Raw genomic sequence first — 16,609 nt, 5'->3', positions numbered from 1 at the left:
GGCAGCCGTGGTCGCAGGTCAGCAGGCGACCGGGGCCACGAGACACGAGCTTCCCAAGTGGTGGGTCTCGATTCCGTCGTCGCGGGCCGGCCGTCGGAGGGGCGGATTGATCATTACTGGCCAGCCGACTGACCAGCCCAGTGGACCTCAATGGCCTCTCGGCCGAGTTCGGGACGAAGAGGGCGTGCCATACGCGTGCCAGATCCTGCAGGGAACCACGGGGTACCGCGGGCAACCATGAAATTGGCCCGCGAGACACCGATAACCTTCCGCCGCAGGTCATTACCACAGCGAGCCCTGAATCACCTCTGCTTCCCAAGCTGATGTGGCGAGGTGGGAGATGCCGAAGGGCCCGGCGGTGTGGACGTCGCCCGACCTGGGGGTCGCGGAACGGGTCTTCTAAGCGCCTGACCGCAGGCCGAAACCTGGGCCGTGCGGTGGCTCTCCGGCGCTCCTGCAAGCGAGTCGTTCCAAGCGGACGGATGAGCGGCTCGCGGGTCAGCCGGTAAACCCGTTCCAGGCACTGGCGCTGAAGCCCCAACGACACTGGTGAAACCGGCGGTTCTGCGGTCGGCGTACCCTGACCGCCTCGTCACGGCCTTCCGGATGAGGGAAAATCGCCATGTAGGTTGAAGGAGGGTCGCATATCGGATCATCCTTGGCGTCATGAGTCTCGTCTCTCCCTTCTTGGACGTTTCCGCCATGGGCGATTACGCCTACGATTGGGCCTTGGTCGACGTGGAGACCTCGGGACTCATAGCCCGGCGGGACCGGGTGCTGTCCGTTGCGGTGATCACGGTCGGTCCGGACGGTGAGCAGACCGGGGAGTTCTCGACGCTGCTCAATCCGGGGTGTGATCCGGGGCCGGTGGAGGTGCATGGGCTCACCGTCGAGCGGCTGCAGGGTGCACCCACCTTCGACCAAGTGGCCGGGCGGATCGGGGCGATGCTCCAGGACCGAGTCCTAGTGGCCCACAATGCCCAATTCGACTACGACTTCCTGGCCTACGAGTTCGCTCGTGCGCGAATGTGGCTGCCGGTGTCGCAACGGCTGTGCACCCTGGCTTTGAATCGCCAGGTGGATCCGCCCACGGACGACATGAAGCTCGGCACCCTCGCCGCCCACTACAACGTCCCCCAACAGCGCGCTCACGATGCGCTGGACGACACCCGGGTACTTGCCGGGGTCCTGCGTGCGTCGCTGCGTGAGGCAGCTCGGCTCGATCTGCCCTTGCCGCTGGTGACCTGCCCACCGCGGGCAGAATCCCAATTCACGCCGAAGCCGCCGAAGACCCCCTGCGCCTACCGCAATCCCGGACGTCTGACTCCCGGCGGCCCGCTCCAGCAAGGGATGAAGGTCGCGATCACCGGTGAGACCGCCTACGCCCGGGCCGAGCTGGTCGGGCGGGCGGTTGCCGCCGGGCTGAACATGATGACTTCCGTCAGCCGGCACACCAGCGCGCTGGTCACCAACGAACCGGCGGCCGACTCGACAAAGGCCCGACGCGCACTCGCTGAAGGCGTACCGGTCGTCGACGAGCAGACCTTCCTGCGGCTGCTGGCCGACGTACGGCCGGGGACAGCGCATGAGGCGACGGCCGTCAGGGGCGCCCCGGTGACTGAGTCAGAAGCAGAACAGGTCGGGCCCGTGGAGCCGGTGTCCACCACGACTTCTGCCGTACCCGCCCCGGAAGCATCTGCCCTCCCCACGGCCTCCCCCTGCGTGCCAGTCCCCTCTCCGCGCCCATCGCAGCTCTTGGCCGACACCTTGGACAAGCCCCTGGCGGGACGTCGGGTACTGGTGCTCGGTGGCGTCCATGCCGATGCCGCGGCAGCTCGTATCCGCGTCGTCCAGCTGGGCGGGTCCGCGGCGATCAACCTGTCCGCCAGCGTCACTGACGTCGTGCTCCTGCCAGGCGGAGAGGGCGACCGGCGCATGAGGCGCATCACCGCCCTTGAACTCCCTGTGCACGACCTGCACTGGCTCGCCTCTCCAACCGCAATGGACCATAATGCGGTGGTTCTCCGGCCTCAGGAGCCGCACGTGATGCCGAGGGGCGGCGTCATCGACCTACCCATGCCGAACGGTGGACCCGCGCCGGAGTGGTATGTCACCGCTGGCTGGGCCCCGCAGTCCGACTGCGAGATCGACGTGGTCGCCTTCCTCCTCGATGAGGACGAACAGGTCACGTTCGACGAGGACTTCATCTTCTACGGAGCCCCGGAGAGCCCCGCCGGAACGGCGCGTCTGTTGACCGGTGGCCCTGCCGAACAGACCATCGCCCTCGACCTGGCGTCCCTGCCGCCCGCGACGCGGAAGATCGTCGTCGCTGCGGCCATCGACGGCGCCGCCACCTTCGGGACTGTCGGCGCGATCCAGATCTGTGCGGCCGCCGGCAGCAGCGGGGCACCTCTCGCCCGGGCCACCCTGGACGCCGCCACCACCGAACGCACGATGCTGCTCGTGGAGATCTATCGCAGGGGTCCGCTCTGGCGTCTACGTGCCGTCGGCCAGGGCTACGACCACGGCCTCGACGCCCTCGCACGCGGATATGGGGTCGATATCGCCGACTGAACGACGGCGCCGAATGCGGAGGTCTTCCGCCTCTGGATCAGACGCGGCGGCACCGTGCGGGTGAGGAATCAGGCGCAGGAGCCAGCAGGCAGGAAGAGGAGGCCGCCGGGCTGGAAGATGTGCACAGGTCCCGCAAGGAAGACCGGCGCCTCGCTGAGACGCACCGGTTCAGGCCCGGCTCCAAGCCTGGCGATGACGAGCGACGCCGTACACCTGCTCCACCTGGTCGGCCGTGAGAACGCCTGAGAGCGGTGCGAGTGCCGATACCTGGCGCTCCTGGTACACCCGGACATCGAGTTGCGTGGCGGCGACCTTGAGTTCGGTGACACCGACGAAGACGAGCACCGGCTCCACCGGTACCGGGAAGTCGCAGTAGCGCTCAAGCACTCGGGCGACCCGCTTGGCCTCCGCCCGGCTCTTGCGTGCGTAGGGCGCCGGTTTCCCGTGATCGACTTTCACGGAATCGTCCCCGACCCATACGGCCCGCTTGTGGTGGTGCTTCGTATTGATGCTGAACACCCCGCCAGGCCCGATCAGTAAGTGATCGATATCCACCTTGTTGGCCAAGGGAACGGAGTGCAGGACCCGCCAGCCGTGGCGCCCCAGGCGGTTCAGCTCGGCTCCCACTCGCCGCTCCCCCGCCAACCCCTTTCGCCAGGAGTCCCATTCCGAGGACCGCCGCAGAAGCCGTGAGACGACTCGCTCCATCAGTCCCGGGCCGGATTCGTCGAGCAGATCACGTATGGACTTCCCGGGAGGGTTGACGGCCAGGTCGTCGGCCGGCGTCAGCGGCGGCAGCACCGGACGCGCCTGAACCTCCGGCGCCCTGTCTGGCGGGACAGGCCCGGTGAGGTTCTGTAAGTGCTTCGTGAGTACGGCGATCACGTCGTCGCGACACTCGGCCCGCAAAACCGTGATGCCCCCCGTCGTGACCTCCGCCCAACCGACCGCGGTGCCATCAGGCAGGTTGGCGTACAGACGATCATGCCCGTACCGCTTCCAGCGCGTGACGTGCAGCTCCACAAGGCCCCCCTCTGCGCCCGCATTGGCTTTGTCGACATGCCAGCAGCAAGCGCGACGTGACCACAAGACCGCAGGGCAAGCGGCGCGGCTCGGCTCGCTCTGTCCGGGTGAAGCATCGCCGCAGGTGGAGCGGTAGCGGCTGACCGGCGGGGCCTGCGGGACGGTTCGGCCGGGCGCACGGTCGAGAGGGGCGGGGCCATCATCGTCTTGGCTCGCTGCCGGACCGCTCCGCGCGGAGCATGGAGAAGATCACCTGGTCGTGCCACCGGCCGCCGCGCCACTGTGCGGAGCGCAGCACGCCCTCCCTGACGAAGCCCGCCTTCTCCAACGCACGCTGCTCAGCAAGGTTGGCGCAATCCGTCCAGGCTTGAAGCCGCTCGGCCCTGGTGTGATCGAAGAGGTACTCGGCCAGCAGTCGTTGGGCCTGGGTGCCTATGCCGCGGCCGTGCGCGGCGGGCACCAGGCCGATCGCCAGGCTCCAGCAGGTGGAGGTGGCGGGCCGTCCCCAGGTGCTGGCGAACCACTCGACCCGGCCCACCGTCCGGCCCGCCTCCGCGACGGAGAGCACGCCGCCGTCGGGGCCGAGCAGACCGGTCTCCGCGAATTGCCTGCGCAGGCCGGCCGGTGATCCGAAGCCGAACCACTGGTACGGGCCGGTCCCCTCCGGACCGCTGAACTCGCGCTCGAACAGGTCGAGATCGTCGGCGGTTACCGGGCGCAGGGTGATCTCATCGGACATGGAGCGGCTCCTGATCCTCTCGACCACACGGTTCCCCTCGTGTGGCCGGCGTGGGCAACGGCGTCTGACCCTTCCATACGTCAAGCCGGGCCCGGCAGGCCGCACGGCGGTGCACGCCCGGGAAGGCCGACGGGACAGGCCCTCAAGGCGGAGGCCCCAGGCGGCATGTCCGGGGCCTCGGCGTGGGTGCAGGTTGTCCGCTGTTGCTCGCTCGGCAACTTTGGTGGATCGGCTCCGCGCGACTCGAACCATGAGGCCGTTCCATCGCCGGCCGCGGCTGCCGCCGGCGCCCGGAGTGAGATAGCCCGAAGACCCCGTCGCCGGCGGAAGCGCCGAGGCGGGGTCTTCGCGTCTGTGCAGAGGTGGTGAGGTGAGGCCTGGGCCTCCCCCGCGTTCGGTCAGGTCCGGCCTCCCCCATAGGGTGCGGACATGCGGCCGGTGGTTGTCTGGTCCCGGCGCTCCTGGCCGATCGCGGCGGCCGTCAGGGCCAGCAGCAGGCCTATGACGCCGACGATGACGTTGTTCACGATGGTCTTCGGCGTGGAGACGTCACCGGCCACGACCCACGGCGCAATGATCGTCCACAGGCTCAGCGCGCAGGCGGCCCACGCCATGCTGTGCACACGGTCGTAGGCCCGGCCGAAGCCGCCGCTCATGAGGAGTGCGTAGGCGATGCCGGTGATCAGGTTGTTGACCGCCAGGGTCGAGAAGCCGTTGAAGCCCGTGATCCAGGGCGAGGCCGCGAGGTAGAGCCCGGTGAGGAGGGCCATGCTCTCGATGGCTTGCGCCCTCGGAGTGCTCGTGGTGCGCTCGGCCATCTCGTGGCGTTCGCGCATGGCGATGATGTCGGGATGAGTTGCCATGTCGGACTGGGGAGAGGTCGCCATGTCACTTACCTCCGAAGTATGGCTTTCGTACCAGTTCGCCGGGCGGGTACCCAGAAAGCATGCGGTAACCGCTGCGATGTGAAGTGACGGCGATACGGCGGTCGGCAACTCACGGTCGTCCACCCCCGCACGCTCTGCATCAGACCCGTGCCACCGACATCGACGCCGCTGACGCCATGCTCAGCCACCCCCGCGCCGAAGACGAGCACCGGATCCACGCCACCCGGCGCTCCCGCACCCCGGCGAGGGTCACGCCGAGCGCTTGCGGGACGTGGTCTTCTTGGGTGAGGTCTTCTTCGTCGTCGTGCTCTTCGCCGCGGCCCCCGTCTTCTTCGCGGCCTCCCCCGCCTTGGACGTCGACTTGCGTGCGGGTGCGGCCTTCTTCGCGGTGGCCGTCTTCTTCGTGGTCGTGGACGTCGACTTCTTGCCGGCCGGTTCCTTGGGTGCGGCCCGGTCCTGCCGCAGGGATCTGACCTCGGCCTCGGAGCCGGCGGCCGCGCGGGACTCCCGGGCCGCGCGCACGCTGTTCTCCAGGGCGGCCATCAGGTCGAGCACCTTGCCGCCGGCGGCGGGCGCCGGGGCCTCGGGCGGGGCCTCGCCGGAGGCCTTCGCGGCGATGACCTCCTCCAGCGCCTCCCGGTACTCGTCGTGCAGGTCGTCCATGTCGACCTCGCCGAGCGTGTCCATCAGGGCGTCCGCGAGGTCGAGTTCCTTGTCCCGGATGGTGACGTCCACGTCGGGGGCGACGCCCTCCGGGGCCCGGACCTCGTCCGGCCAGAGCAGCCCGTGCATGGCGATGGCGTCGCCGACGACCCGCAGCATGCCGAGGCGTTCCCGGCCGCGCAGTGCGTACTTGGCGATGGCGACCTTGTTGCTGCGCTTGAGGGCCTCGCGCAGCAGGGTGTACGGCTTGGCGGCGGGGGCTCCACTGGCCGCGAGGTAGTAGGCCGCGTCCATCTGGAGGGGGTCGATGCGGTCGGCCGGGACGAAGGCCACGATCTCGATGGTGCGGGCCGTGGGGATGGGCAGGTGGGAGAGGTCCTCGTCGGTGATCGGGATGATCGTGCCGTCGGCGTCCTCGTACCCCTTGCCGATCTCCCCCTGCGTGACCTCGCGCTCCTCCAGTTCGCACACCTTGCGGTAGCGGATGCGGCCGTTGTCCTCGGTGTGGATCTGCCGGAAGGAGATGGCGTGGCTCTCGGTGGCGTTCACCAGCTTGATCGGGATGCTGACGAGGCCGAAGGAGATGGCGCCGTTCCATATCGATCGCACGTGCCGCACCCTTCCTTTGCCGATTTATCCGGTTCGTCTGGGATTGTCATCTTATGACGCCTATCACAGAGGTGGAGGGGCGCCGGGTCGCGCTCAGCAACCTGGAGAAGGTGCTGTATCCGGAGACCGGCTTCACCAAAGGGGAGCTGCTGCACTACTACGCGACCACCGCCGCGGCCCTGCTGCCGCACCTGCGGGACCGGGCGGTGTCCTTCCTGCGCTATCCGGACGGCCCGGACGGACAGCTGTTCTTCACCAAGAACGTGCCGCCGGGTACGCCCGACTGGGTCACCACCGCCGAGGTGCCGCGGTCGTCGGCGGACAGCCCGGCCCGGATGGTGGTGGTGCAGGACCTGCCCAGCCTGGTCTGGGCGGCGAACCTGGTCACCGAGTTCCACACGCACCAGTGGCTGGTGCAGTCCCCGCAGGAGGCGGACCGGCTGGTGTTCGACCTGGATCCGGGCGCGCCCGCGACGATCGTGCACTGCTGCGAGGTCGCCCTGTGGCTGCGCGAGCGGCTCGCGGCGGACGGGATCGAGGCGTACCCGAAGACGGCCGGCTCGAAGGGGCTGCATCTACTGGCGGCGGTGCGGGGCAGCTCTTCCGAACGGACGTCCGAGTACGCGAAGGCGCTGGCGGTGGAGGCCGAGCGGGCGATGCCCCGGCTGGTGGTGCACCGGATGACCAAGAGCCTCCGGCCGGGGAAGGTGTTCGTGGACTGGAGCCAGAACGCGGCCCGGAAGACCACGGCCACCCCGTACACCGTGCGCGCCCGCCGGGCCCCGCTGGTGTCGGCGCCGGTGACCTGGGAGGAGGTCGCCGACTGCCGCAGCGCCGCGCAGCTGGAGTTCCGGGCGGAGGACATCGCCCCACGGCTCCAGGACCTCGGCGACCTGATGGCGGTGCTGACGGCCCCGGAGCGGGCCGTACCCCTGCCCTGAGCGCCCCGGGCGCCCTGGGCTACAGCCTGCCCCAGGTCTTCCGGTCCCGGGCCATCCCGTGCAGTGCCTCCACGTCGGCCGGCTTGAGCACCGCGCCCAGCCGGGCCAGGCCCGCCAGCTCGGCGTCCGTCAGGATCCGCACCCCGCGCGGCTGTGCCGTCACGGTCACCTCGGCCGGGCCGACCAGGGCCAGCAGCGGGCGGACCTCGGCGGTCAGGGCGTAGGTGGCGCGGTCGGCGTCGGCGCGCAGCCGGCGCAGCAGCGGCTCGGCCTCGCGGCGGCCCAGGGTGACCATCGGGTCGGCGACCAGGACCCGGCTCTTGCGGGCGTACAGGGCGTGGACGGTGAACAGGCCGCCGGGGCCGATCACCAGGTGGTGGATGCGGTCGCCGCCGGGCAGCGGGACGGAGTGCACGGTGTGCCAGCCGGCGCCCTCCAGCTCGTCCAGGGCGCCGCCGACGGTCTGCTCGGCGGCCAGGGCGCGCCGGCGCGGGTCGGGGCGCAGCCGGTGGGCGGGGCCGGGGTCGCGGTCGAGGGCGACGAGCAGGGCCTCGCCGGGGCGGTTGGGGGCGAGGTCGTCGTCCGGGTGCAGGGTGAGCCGGGCGAGTTCCGCGGGGGTGGGCACCGGGGGCGGGCCCACGGTGACCGGGCCGGTCAGGAAGGGTTGCAGGGCGTGCAGCACGTCGTCCCTGCTGTCCTCGCCGAGCAGGTTGACCCGGCCGGTCTCGCGGTCGTACCAGGCGACGTTGGATCCGTCCTCGCGGCAGACGTACAGCCGCTCCCGGCCGTGCCGGAAGGCCGGCACCACGCGCAGTCCGCTCATGCGCCATCACCCCTCGACCATGGGAACAGGCGGGGTGCTCCCGGGGCAAGACCGGTTACCGTGGAGGACGGCCCTGCGAGGGGGAGTTGGGGAGGCGCCGTTGCGTATCCGCGGAAAGCAGCCCGACGTACCGGCTCCGGACAGCCCGTGGAGCGAGGTCGTGCCCGGCCTGTGGATGGGCGGGCACCAGTTCCGGGGCCGTTCCGGCCGGCTGGAGCTCGCCGTCGTACGAGACGAGTTCGATCTGGTGCAGTCCCTGCTGCGGCTGCCGGGGTACGGGCCCGATGCGGGCGTGGAGCACCATGTGTGGCCGATTCCGGACGGGCCGCTGGACGGGACGCAGCTCGCCGGGGTGATCCGGCTGGCGCGGGCGGTGAACGAGGCGCTGGATGCGGGCCGCCGGGTGCTCGTGCGCTGTTACCACGGGTACAACCGCTCGGGGCTGGTCGTCGGGCACGCCCTGGTCCAGCGGGGTGACTCGGCCGACCAGGCGATCCAGCTGATCCGGGCCCGGCGCTCGGCGTGGGCGCTGCACAACGAGCTGTTCGTGGAGTACCTGCGGGCGGGCCTGGCGACCGTGCGGCTGCTGGAGGAGCTGACCGAGTAGCCGCGGTGCCCTTCGCGGGGCTGGGCCCGCGGCGCGCCCCGCGTCCGAGGCAGTACGACCCGCAGCGCGCCCAGGCCCGAAGCGGTACGGCCCGCAGCGCGCCCAGGCCCGAAGCGGTACGACCCGCAGCGCGCCCAGGCCCGAAGCGGTACGGCCTGGGGCACGCCCCGCGTCCGAAGCAGTACGGCCCGCAGCGCCCCCCGCGTCCGAAGCGGTACGACCCGCGGCACACCCCGCCCCGGCGCCGTACGACCTGCGGCACGCCCCGCGTCCGAGGCGGTACAAAGCACGCTTCCGTCAGAATGTAGGGATGCCAGCCCGTCGTCCCGTACGCACCGCCCTCGCCGCAGCCGCCGTCGCCCTGCTGTCGGTGACGGCGGCGGGCTGCGGGGACACCGGTGGGCTGCGCGGCGCCGGGGCGACCCCGACCGCCGCCAGTCCCGCCAAGCTCTGGCCCGATCTGCGGCCGGCGTCCAGCCCGGCGTACCCCTACGACGTGTCGACCCGGGAGATCGTCAAGGGCGTCGCGGTCCCCGGCGACGACATCCGCAAGGTCGATCCGGTGGACGTCGTCGAGGCGGAGCTGAGGGCGCACCCGGCCGACTACGGGTCGAAGGGGGCGTACCACGCGACCGTGGACCGGATGCAGGAGTGCCGGCCGGGCGGGGACCGGGCCCGGTGCCCGCTGCTGAAGCCGTACTACCGGGACCTCACCGGGGACGGCCGGGCGGATCTGACGCTCGGCTTCCGGCTGTACCCGACCAACCAGACGGCGGTGCGGGTGTACACCGTCGAGCGGCACAGGCTGGTGCAGGTGCTGGCCGACAACGACGCGATCATCGGGGTGGAGCTGGCCGGCCGGTCGCTGATCGAACGCTCGCCGGCCGACACCTCCGGCTACGAGTACCGCACCACCTGGGAGTGGGACCCGGGCCAGCGCGCGATGGTGTTCTCCCGCGACGAGTACCTGCACGTCGGCGACGGCCGGACCGGCAGGACCCCGTCCCCGTCGGCCTCGCCCGCACCGAGCACGGGGACCACGCGGACCGCGGAGCCGGCAGCGACCGCGGCGAGCCCGCGGTGAGGCTCACGCTGCCCCACTGGGCCGGGGCCCTCGCCGTCAAGGCCGCCGCGTTCATCATCGTGATGTGCTGCGCGCTGGCCGCGCTGCTCGGCGTGCTGGTCCATGTCTCGGTGACCAACCAGACCGTCGGCCAGGCCCGCGACCTGGCGCTGTCCCGGCTCGCCGACGCCACGCAGGCGTACGAGGCCGGGGACACGCTGCTGCCGGGAGCCGGGGTGGACCCGGAGGGGCTGCCGACGCCGCTGCGGACCCTGGCGGCGGCCGGGGAGCGCGGCACAATGGTCGCCACCCACCGGGGGCGGCCGATGATGTGGGCGGCGGGGCCGGTGGCCGGGCACCGGGCGCTGGCCGTGGAGGTCGACTACTCGCAGCCGTCCCGCACCATCGCCGGACTCGACCAGTCGATCCTGTGGTCGTCGGGGCTGGCGATCGGCGCGACCGTGCTGGTCGGCGTGTTCGCGGTGACCCGGGTGACCCGGCGGCTGCACGGCACCGCGCGGGTGGCCCGGCGGATCAGCGCCGGCGACCTGGACGCCCGGGTGAACGACCCCCGGACGCAGGATCCGACCCGCCCGCAGGACGAGGTCGCCGCGGTGGCCGCGGCCCTGGACACGATGGCGTCGAGCCTGCAGAGCAAGCTGCTGAGCGAGCAGCGGTTCACCGCTGACGTCGCGCACGAGCTGCGCACTCCGCTGACCGGGCTGCACGCGGCGGCCGAGCTGCTGCCTCCCGGGCGGCCGACGGAGCTGGTGCAGGACCGGGTGGCCGCGCTGCGCACGCTCACCGAGGACCTGCTGGAGATCTCCCGGCTGGACACCGGCCGGGAGCGGCTGGAGGTCGGCACGGAACAGCTGGGGGCGCTGGCCGCGCGGGTGGTGCGGGCCTCGGGCACCGACACCGAGGTGCGGATCCTGCGGGACGTCCGGGTGGAGACCGACCGGCGGCGGCTGGAGCGGGTGCTCGGGAACCTGGTGGCCAACGCGCACAAGCACGGGGCACCACCGGTGGTGCTGACGGTGGACGGGCCGGTGGTGACCGTGCGGGACCACGGGGGCGGGTATCCGGGGTACCTGGTGGCCCATGGGCCGCAGCGGTTCCGTACCGAGGGCGGGGCCAAGGGGCACGGGCTCGGGCTGACCATCGCGGTGGGCCAGGCGGAGGTGCTGGGCGCCGCGCTGACCTTCACCAACGCGGTGGACGGGGGCGCGGTCGCCACTCTGAGGCTGCCCGGGGGCGAGTAGCGCCCAAGCCCGCGGGCGGATTCCGGGCTCACCGCCCTGCCCGGCCCAGCCGCACAGGACACAACCGGGCTCACCGTCATACCCGTCCGAGCCCGCCCGGACGGCGGAGCCGCACAGCGACACAGCCCCGCGGTCGCCACCTTGAGGCCGCCCGGGCCGAGTAGAACCCGGCGCCCCAGGCGGATTCCGGGCTCACCGCCCTGCCCGGCCGAGCCGCACAGGACACAACCGGGCTCACCGCCATACGCGCCCGAGCCCGCCCGGGCGGCGGAGCCGGACAGCCGCACACCCCCGTGCCCGAGGCGGAGCCGCCAGGTGACGCAGTCCGCGCCCCTTCGAGGGTGCGGCCACGCCCTGCGTACGCAAGCGGCCCCGCCCTCCGTACACAAGGGGGCCTATTTCGGTAGGTTCCGGGCATGACGAACGCCGGAACCACCACGGCGGCGGTCCCCGCTCCCGCGCGCGCCGCACGCCTCCCCCGGCGCCGGGGCGTCGAACTCTCCCTGCTCGTGCTGGCCGTCCTGCTGTCCGTGTACGGCTACTGCGCGGTGGGGCTGGCCCGGACCGGCACCGTCCCGCCGGGCGCCGCCGGCTACGGGGCCGGCCTCGGCGTGCTCGCCCTGTGCGCGCACATCGCGGTCCGCATCCGGGCGCCGTACGCCGATCCCCTCCCGCTGCCCATCGGCGTGCTGCTCAACGGGCTCGGGCTGGTGCTGATCTACCGGCTGGACCTGGAGACACCGGGTGACCAGGCGGCCCCCGCCCAACTGGTGTGGTCCACGCTCGGGGTGGGCCTGTTCATCGCCGTCGTCCTGGTGCTGCGCGACCACCGGGTGCTCCAGCGGTACTCGTACGTCTGCGTGGTGGCCGCCCTCGCCCTGCTGGCGCTGCCGATCCTGTTCCCGGCGGTCAACGGCGCCCGGATCTGGATCCGGATCGCCGGGTTCTCCATCCAGCCGGGCGAGTTCGCGAAGGTGCTGCTCGCGGTGTTCTTCGCCGCCTATCTGGCCGCCAACCGCAGCGCGCTCGCGTACACCGGCCGGCGGCTGTGGCGGCTGCAGTTCCCGACCGGGCGGGTGCTCGGGCCGATCCTGACGATCTGGCTGGTGAGCGTGGGGGTGCTGGTGCTGGAGCGGGACCTCGGGACCTCGCTGCTGTTCTTCGGGCTGTTCGTGGTGCTGCTGTACGTCGCCACCGGGCGCACCGGCTGGATCGCGGTCGGGCTGCTGCTGGCCGTGCTCGGCGCCTTCGCCGTGGGGCGGCTGGAGCCGCACGTGGGCGGCCGGATCGAGGACTGGCTGCACCCGTTCGCCACCATCGAGGCCGGGCAGGGCCCCAACCAGCTCTCCCAGTCGCTGTTCGCCTTCGCCGCCGGCGGGGTCCTCGGCACCGGCCTGGGGCTCGGCCACTCCATCCTGATCGGCTTCGCCGCCAAGTCGGACTTCATCCTGGCGACCGCCGGGGAGGAACTGGGCCTCGCCGGCCTCGCGGCGATCGTGCTGCTGTACGCGCTGCTGGTGGAGCGCGGCTACCGGGCGGGCCTCGCGCTGCGCGAGCCGTTCGGCCGGCTCCTCGCGGTCGGGCTGGCCTCGATCGTGGCGCTGCAGGTTTTCGTGATCGCGGGCGGAGTCACCGGGCTGATCCCGCTGACCGGCATGGCGATGCCGTTCCTCGCCCAGGGCGGCTCCTCGGTGGTCACCAACTGGGCGATCGTGGCGCTGCTGGTCCGGGTGAGCGACTCGGCGCGCAGCCAGTACGACGGCCGGGAGGCGCCGTGAGCGACTACGGCCGGATTCCCGAGGGCGGGCGGCCGATGGCGAAGTACATCCGGCACGCCTGCGGTTTCTGCGCCCTGCTGCTGGCGGCCCTGCTGGCCAACGCGGCCCGCGTGCAGGTCGTGCAGTCCCGTGAGTACGACGACAACCCGGCCAACCGCCGGGCCACCATCGCCCGCTACCAGCAGCCCCGCGGGAACATCCTGGTGGGCGGCGAGCCGGTCACCGGGTCGGTGGACACCGGCGAGCAGCTGCGCTACGAACGCGCCTACGAGGACGGCCCGTTGTACGCGCCGGTCACCGGGTTCTCCTCGCAGAAGTACGGCACCACGTTCCTGGAGCACACCGAGGACGGGGTGCTCTCCGGCACCGATCCGATGCTCGCCCCGCTGCCGTTGTGGACCGACGCGACGCGGGCACGGAACCGGGGCGGGGACGTCGTGACGACCCTCAGCCGGCGGGCGCAGGAGGCCGCGTACCTGGGTCTCGCGGGCCGCAAGGGCGCGGTGGCCGCGGTCGAGCCGGCCACGGGCCGCGTCCTGGCGCTGGTGACCAGCCCGTCGTACGACCCGTCGGAGCTGTCGGGCAACAACGAGGCGGTGTCGGCGGCGTGGGCCCGGCTCAACCACGACCCGGAGAAGCCGATGCTCAACCGGGCGGTACGGCAGTCCTATCCGCCGGGGTCGACGTTCAAGGTGGTCACCGCGGCGGCGGCACTGGACGCGGGCGTGGTCACGGACCTCGACGCGCCCACCGACTCCCCCGACCCCTACCGGCTGCCCGGCACCACCACCCGGCTGACCAACGAGGGCGACGGCTGCCGGAACGCCTCGGTGCGCTACGCCTTCGAGTGGTCCTGCAACACGGTCTTCGCCAAGCTGGGCGTCGACGTGGGGGTGCGGAACATGGCGGCGACGGCCCAGGCGTTCGGGTTCAACGACACCGGCCTGGGCATCCCCTTCGCCGTGTCGCCCAGCACCTTCGACACGAAGGTGGACCGGGCGCAGCTGGCGCTGTCCTCGATCGGGCAGTACAACACGCGGGCCACCCCGCTGCAGATGGCGATGGTCGCGGCGGCGGTCGCGGACGGGGGCCGGCTGCGTCCGCCGTACCTGGTGGAGCGGACCACCCGGCACGGCGGCGAGACGGTCACCGGCAGCGGGGCCGGGCCGGGGCGGCAGGTGATGCGGCCGGCCACCGCGGCCCGGCTGAAGGAGCTGATGGCCGGTGTGGTCGAGGAGGGCACCGGCACCAACGCGGCGATCCCCGGCGCGCTGGTCGGCGGCAAGACCGGCACCGCCCAGCACGGGGTCGGCAATGCCGGGGTGCCGTACGCCTGGTTCGTCTCCTGGGCGCAGGCCCGGAACGCGCCGGAGCCGCAGGTGGCGGTCGCGGTGGTGGTGGAGGACGCCTCGGCGGACCGGGGTGAGATCAGCGGCGGCGGGGACGCGGCGCCGATCGCGCGCGAGGTGATGCGGGCGGTGCTCGGCAGGTGAGAACGGGCCCCCGGGGGGCGGCCGGCCGGCTGGACCATCACCGCCAGCGGGAACGGGCCCACGGTGGCGGTCGATCGGCCGGCTCCACCGCCTCCGCGGGTGAGAACGGGCCGGCGGGGTCAGGAGATCGGCTTGACCGTTTCCGAGCGGATCTGGCGGGTGAGCTTCGCGTAGAAGCGGAGATCCACCTCGGACGGGTCCTGCTTGGCCGTCTCGGACGTCATCGACGCGATCGCGGCGCCCGTGTTGCCGTCGGTCCAGGCACACACGGGGTAGGTCATCGTGGCGCCCGCACTCTTCTGGGTGAGCACCTCGCAGCTGACCGTCGGCTCGCCGTCCTCGGGGAAGTCCTTCCGCGCGACGGCGACCGTGACGCCGTCCGCCTCGGCGGCACCCTTGAGCATGTTGCGCCGGGCCTCGTCGGTGTTCTTGAACCGGCCGTACATGCCCGAGAGCACCAGCAGGCCCTTGGTGTTGTCACCCCCGAGGGCGTACTGCCCGACGACACCCTCGACGTCCTTGGCGTCCCAGGCGCCCTCGGCCTCGTCCTGGATCTTCCGGCCCTGGGCCGAGGACAGGTCCTGGGCGAGTTCGAAGCGGCCGTCGACGAGCTTCTGCGGAAGGGTGAGCTTGTTCTCGGCCTCGGGGAAGCCGCTCTCCGCCACCAGCCCGAGGACGATGAGCAGCACGACGACGGCCGTGACGACACCGCCCACGATGCCGAGGACCAGACCGACCCGCCGCTTCTTCGGCGGCGGGACCACGGGCGGCATGCCGCCCCAGCCCGGGTACGGCTGCTGGGGCGGGTAGGGAGCCTGCGGAGGGTACGGCTGCGCGGGGTACGGCTGCTGGGGATACGGGGAGCCGTACGGCCCCGGGGTCTGCGGGGGCTGCTGGCCGTAGGGGCCCGGATTCTGCGGCGATGGAGGCATGGACACGCCAGCACGCTACTGCACCCGGGTGACAGGACCGGCACCGCGCCCGCGTCCGGTCAGTCCTCCGCCGCCCCCGCCTCGATCGCCGCCTCCACCTCGGCCACCCGTGCCTGCTCCTCGGCGGCGAAGCGCTCGGCGTCCAGCCGCTCCGCCAGCTCCTCGTCCTGCGTCATCAGCAGGTCCAGGTCGGAGTCGCCCAGCTCCAGGACGCCCATGTCCACATAGGCCTGCTGGAGCCGCTTGCCCCACAGGCCGATGTCCTTGACGCACGGGACGATGCGGCTGAACAGCAGCTTCCGGAAGACCCGGAGGAACTCGGACCGCTCGCTCAGCGCCTCCGCCTCGGCCTTCGGGATGCCGAAGTTCTCCAGCACCTCCACCCCGCGCAGCCGGTCGCGCATCAGGTAGCAGCCCTCGATCACGAACTCCTCGCGCTCGCGCAGTTCGGCGTCGGTGAGCTGCCTGTAGTAGTCGCGCAGCGCCATCCGGCCGAAGGCGACGTGCCGGGCCTCGTCCTGCATGACGTAGGTCAGGATCTGCTTGGGCAGGGGCTTGTCCGTGGTGTCCCGGATCATGCCGAAGGCGGCCAGCGCCAGGCCCTCGATCAGTACCTGCATGCCGAGGTAGGGCATGTCCCAGCGGCTGTCGCGCAGGGTGTCGCCGAGCAGCGACTGGAGGTTGTCGTTGATCGGGTAGACGAGGCCCACCTTCTCGTGCAGGAACCGGCCGTATATCTCGGCGTGCCGGGCCTCGTCCATGGTCTGGGTCGCGGAGAAGAACTTGGCGTCGAGGTCGGGCACCGACTCCACGATCCGCGCGGCGCAGATCATCGCGCCCTGCTCGCCGTGCAGGAACTGGCTGAACTGCCAGGAGGCGTAGTGCCGGCGCAGCTCGCCCTTGTCCTTCTCCGACAGCTTGGCCCAGTACGGGGTGCCGTACAGGGACATGGCCTCCTCGGGCGTGCCGAGGGCGTCGTACGGGTCGACCTCCAGGTCCCAGTCGATGCGCGTCCGCCCGTCCCACTGCTTGTCCTTGCCCTTCTGGTACAGGGCGAGCATGCGGTCGCGTCCGTCGTCGTACTCCCAGCTGAACCGGGCCGCGCCGGCGGCGGGCACCTGCCAGGGGGAGTCTCCCGGGTGGTCGGCGTAGAGGTCGTGGGTCGGCATACCCGGCAGGCTCACACGTGGACGCTCCGTCAACAAGTTGCGCGCG

Annotated in this window: 14 protein-coding genes; 7 read left to right on the top strand and 7 right to left on the bottom strand. The window is 71.8% G+C overall.

The features are described 5' to 3' along the window. The first annotated feature begins 666 nt into the window (after positions 1–666). Positions 667–2,574: a TerD family protein gene (locus tag S1361_RS26320; RefSeq protein WP_208034352.1), complete on the top strand. Its 1,908-nt coding sequence runs from the start codon at positions 667–669 to the stop codon at positions 2,572–2,574. 168 nt (positions 2,575–2,742) lie between these two features. Here S1361_RS26320 and S1361_RS26315 read toward each other — a convergent pair whose 3' ends face one another. The 4 genes from S1361_RS26315 to ku form a co-directional block, all read right to left on the bottom strand. Beyond that, positions 2,743–3,597: a nuclease-related domain-containing protein gene (locus S1361_RS26315; protein ID WP_208034343.1), complete on the bottom strand. Its 855-nt coding sequence runs from the start codon at positions 3,595–3,597 to the stop codon at positions 2,743–2,745. Between the two features lie 199 nt (positions 3,598–3,796). Further along, positions 3,797–4,336 (bottom strand): GNAT family N-acetyltransferase, encoded by a 540-nt coding sequence (locus S1361_RS26310; RefSeq protein WP_243769305.1) that lies wholly within the window; start codon positions 4,334–4,336, stop codon positions 3,797–3,799. A gap of 398 nt (positions 4,337–4,734) precedes the next feature. Beyond that, the gene (locus S1361_RS26305) at positions 4,735–5,223 is read right to left on the bottom strand and encodes an SPW repeat protein (RefSeq protein WP_243769304.1); all 489 of its coding nucleotides are present in this window, start codon (positions 5,221–5,223) and stop codon (positions 4,735–4,737) included. Positions 5,224–5,472: 249 nt separating this feature from the next. Beyond that, a complete protein-coding gene (ku, locus tag S1361_RS26300; protein WP_208034340.1) occupies positions 5,473–6,495 on the bottom strand; it encodes a non-homologous end joining protein Ku in 1,023 nt (340 codons plus the stop codon). Positions 6,496–6,548: 53 nt separating this feature from the next. On the opposite strand from ku, the gene ligD reads away from it, so the two are divergent. Further along, positions 6,549–7,436, top strand: a complete 888-nt coding sequence (gene ligD, locus S1361_RS26295) for a non-homologous end-joining DNA ligase (RefSeq protein WP_208034332.1) — start codon at positions 6,549–6,551, stop codon at positions 7,434–7,436. 19 nt (positions 7,437–7,455) lie between these two features. Here the strand turns inward: ligD and S1361_RS26290 are convergent, their stop codons facing one another. Next, positions 7,456–8,259: a nuclease-related domain-containing protein gene (locus S1361_RS26290; RefSeq protein WP_208034330.1), complete on the bottom strand. Its 804-nt coding sequence runs from the start codon at positions 8,257–8,259 to the stop codon at positions 7,456–7,458. Between the two features lie 100 nt (positions 8,260–8,359). Between S1361_RS26290 and S1361_RS26285 the strand changes: the two genes are divergently transcribed. The 5 genes from S1361_RS26285 (at position 8,360) to S1361_RS26265 (ending at position 14,462) form a co-directional block, all read left to right on the top strand. Then, positions 8,360–8,866 (top strand): protein-tyrosine phosphatase family protein, encoded by a 507-nt coding sequence (locus S1361_RS26285; RefSeq protein ID WP_208034328.1) that lies wholly within the window; start codon positions 8,360–8,362, stop codon positions 8,864–8,866. 310 nt (positions 8,867–9,176) lie between these two features. Next, the gene (locus S1361_RS26280) at positions 9,177–9,950 is read left to right on the top strand and encodes a hypothetical protein (protein ID WP_208034319.1); all 774 of its coding nucleotides are present in this window, start codon (positions 9,177–9,179) and stop codon (positions 9,948–9,950) included. Further along, positions 9,947–11,191 carry a sensor histidine kinase gene (locus S1361_RS26275; protein WP_208034311.1) on the top strand — a complete coding sequence of 415 codons (1,245 nt, stop codon included), beginning with the start codon at positions 9,947–9,949 and terminating at the stop codon, positions 11,189–11,191. Before S1361_RS26280 ends, S1361_RS26275 begins: the two co-directional genes overlap by 4 nt. A 416-nt stretch (positions 11,192–11,607) precedes the next feature. Continuing rightward, positions 11,608–12,969, top strand: a complete 1,362-nt coding sequence (locus tag S1361_RS26270) for an FtsW/RodA/SpoVE family cell cycle protein (protein WP_208034309.1) — start codon at positions 11,608–11,610, stop codon at positions 12,967–12,969. A gap of 35 nt (positions 12,970–13,004) precedes the next feature. Then, the gene (locus tag S1361_RS26265) at positions 13,005–14,462 is read left to right on the top strand and encodes a penicillin-binding transpeptidase domain-containing protein (RefSeq protein ID WP_208036776.1); all 1,458 of its coding nucleotides are present in this window, start codon (positions 13,005–13,007) and stop codon (positions 14,460–14,462) included. 119 nt (positions 14,463–14,581) lie between these two features. Here S1361_RS26265 and S1361_RS26260 read toward each other — a convergent pair whose 3' ends face one another. Together S1361_RS26260 and S1361_RS26255 are read right to left on the bottom strand one after the other, a co-directional pair. Continuing rightward, positions 14,582–15,394, bottom strand: a complete 813-nt coding sequence (locus tag S1361_RS26260) for a hypothetical protein (RefSeq protein ID WP_243769556.1) — start codon at positions 15,392–15,394, stop codon at positions 14,582–14,584. A 59-nt stretch (positions 15,395–15,453) separates the two neighbouring features. Then, positions 15,454–16,563, bottom strand: a complete 1,110-nt coding sequence (locus S1361_RS26255) for a ferritin-like domain-containing protein (RefSeq protein WP_208034305.1) — start codon at positions 16,561–16,563, stop codon at positions 15,454–15,456. Between the last annotated feature and the right edge of the window lie 46 nt (positions 16,564–16,609).

Origin of the sequence: Streptomyces cyanogenus, assembly GCF_017526105.1 — a bacterium.
In the GTDB taxonomy this organism is placed as follows: domain Bacteria; phylum Actinomycetota; class Actinomycetes; order Streptomycetales; family Streptomycetaceae; genus Streptomyces; species Streptomyces cyanogenus.
The sequence above is the reverse complement of the archived record's forward strand: the minus strand, read 5'-3'. Positions and strand labels throughout refer to the sequence as shown.

Bases quoted from the DNA above. Each gene is read 5' to 3' on its own strand.
- S1361_RS26310 (WP_243769305.1), bottom strand. From the start codon at position 4,336: ATGTCCGATGAGATCACCCTGCGCCCGGTAACCGCCGACGATCTCGAC.
- S1361_RS26260 (WP_243769556.1), bottom strand. From the start codon at position 15,394: ATGCCTCCATCGCCGCAGAATCCGGGCCCCTACGGCCAGCAGCCCCCG.
- S1361_RS26280 (WP_208034319.1), top strand. From the start codon at position 9,177: ATGCCAGCCCGTCGTCCCGTACGCACCGCCCTCGCCGCAGCCGCCGTC.
- S1361_RS26255 (WP_208034305.1), bottom strand. From the start codon at position 16,563: ATGCCGACCCACGACCTCTACGCCGACCACCCGGGAGACTCCCCCTGG.
- S1361_RS26305 (WP_243769304.1), bottom strand. From the start codon at position 5,223: ATGGCGACCTCTCCCCAGTCCGACATGGCAACTCATCCCGACATCATC.
- S1361_RS26265 (WP_208036776.1), top strand. From the start codon at position 13,005: ATGGCGAAGTACATCCGGCACGCCTGCGGTTTCTGCGCCCTGCTGCTG.
- S1361_RS26290 (WP_208034330.1), bottom strand. From the start codon at position 8,259: ATGAGCGGACTGCGCGTGGTGCCGGCCTTCCGGCACGGCCGGGAGCGG.
- S1361_RS26320 (WP_208034352.1), top strand. From the start codon at position 667: ATGAGTCTCGTCTCTCCCTTCTTGGACGTTTCCGCCATGGGCGATTAC.
- ligD (WP_208034332.1), top strand. From the start codon at position 6,549: ATGACGCCTATCACAGAGGTGGAGGGGCGCCGGGTCGCGCTCAGCAAC.
- S1361_RS26270 (WP_208034309.1), top strand. From the start codon at position 11,608: ATGACGAACGCCGGAACCACCACGGCGGCGGTCCCCGCTCCCGCGCGC.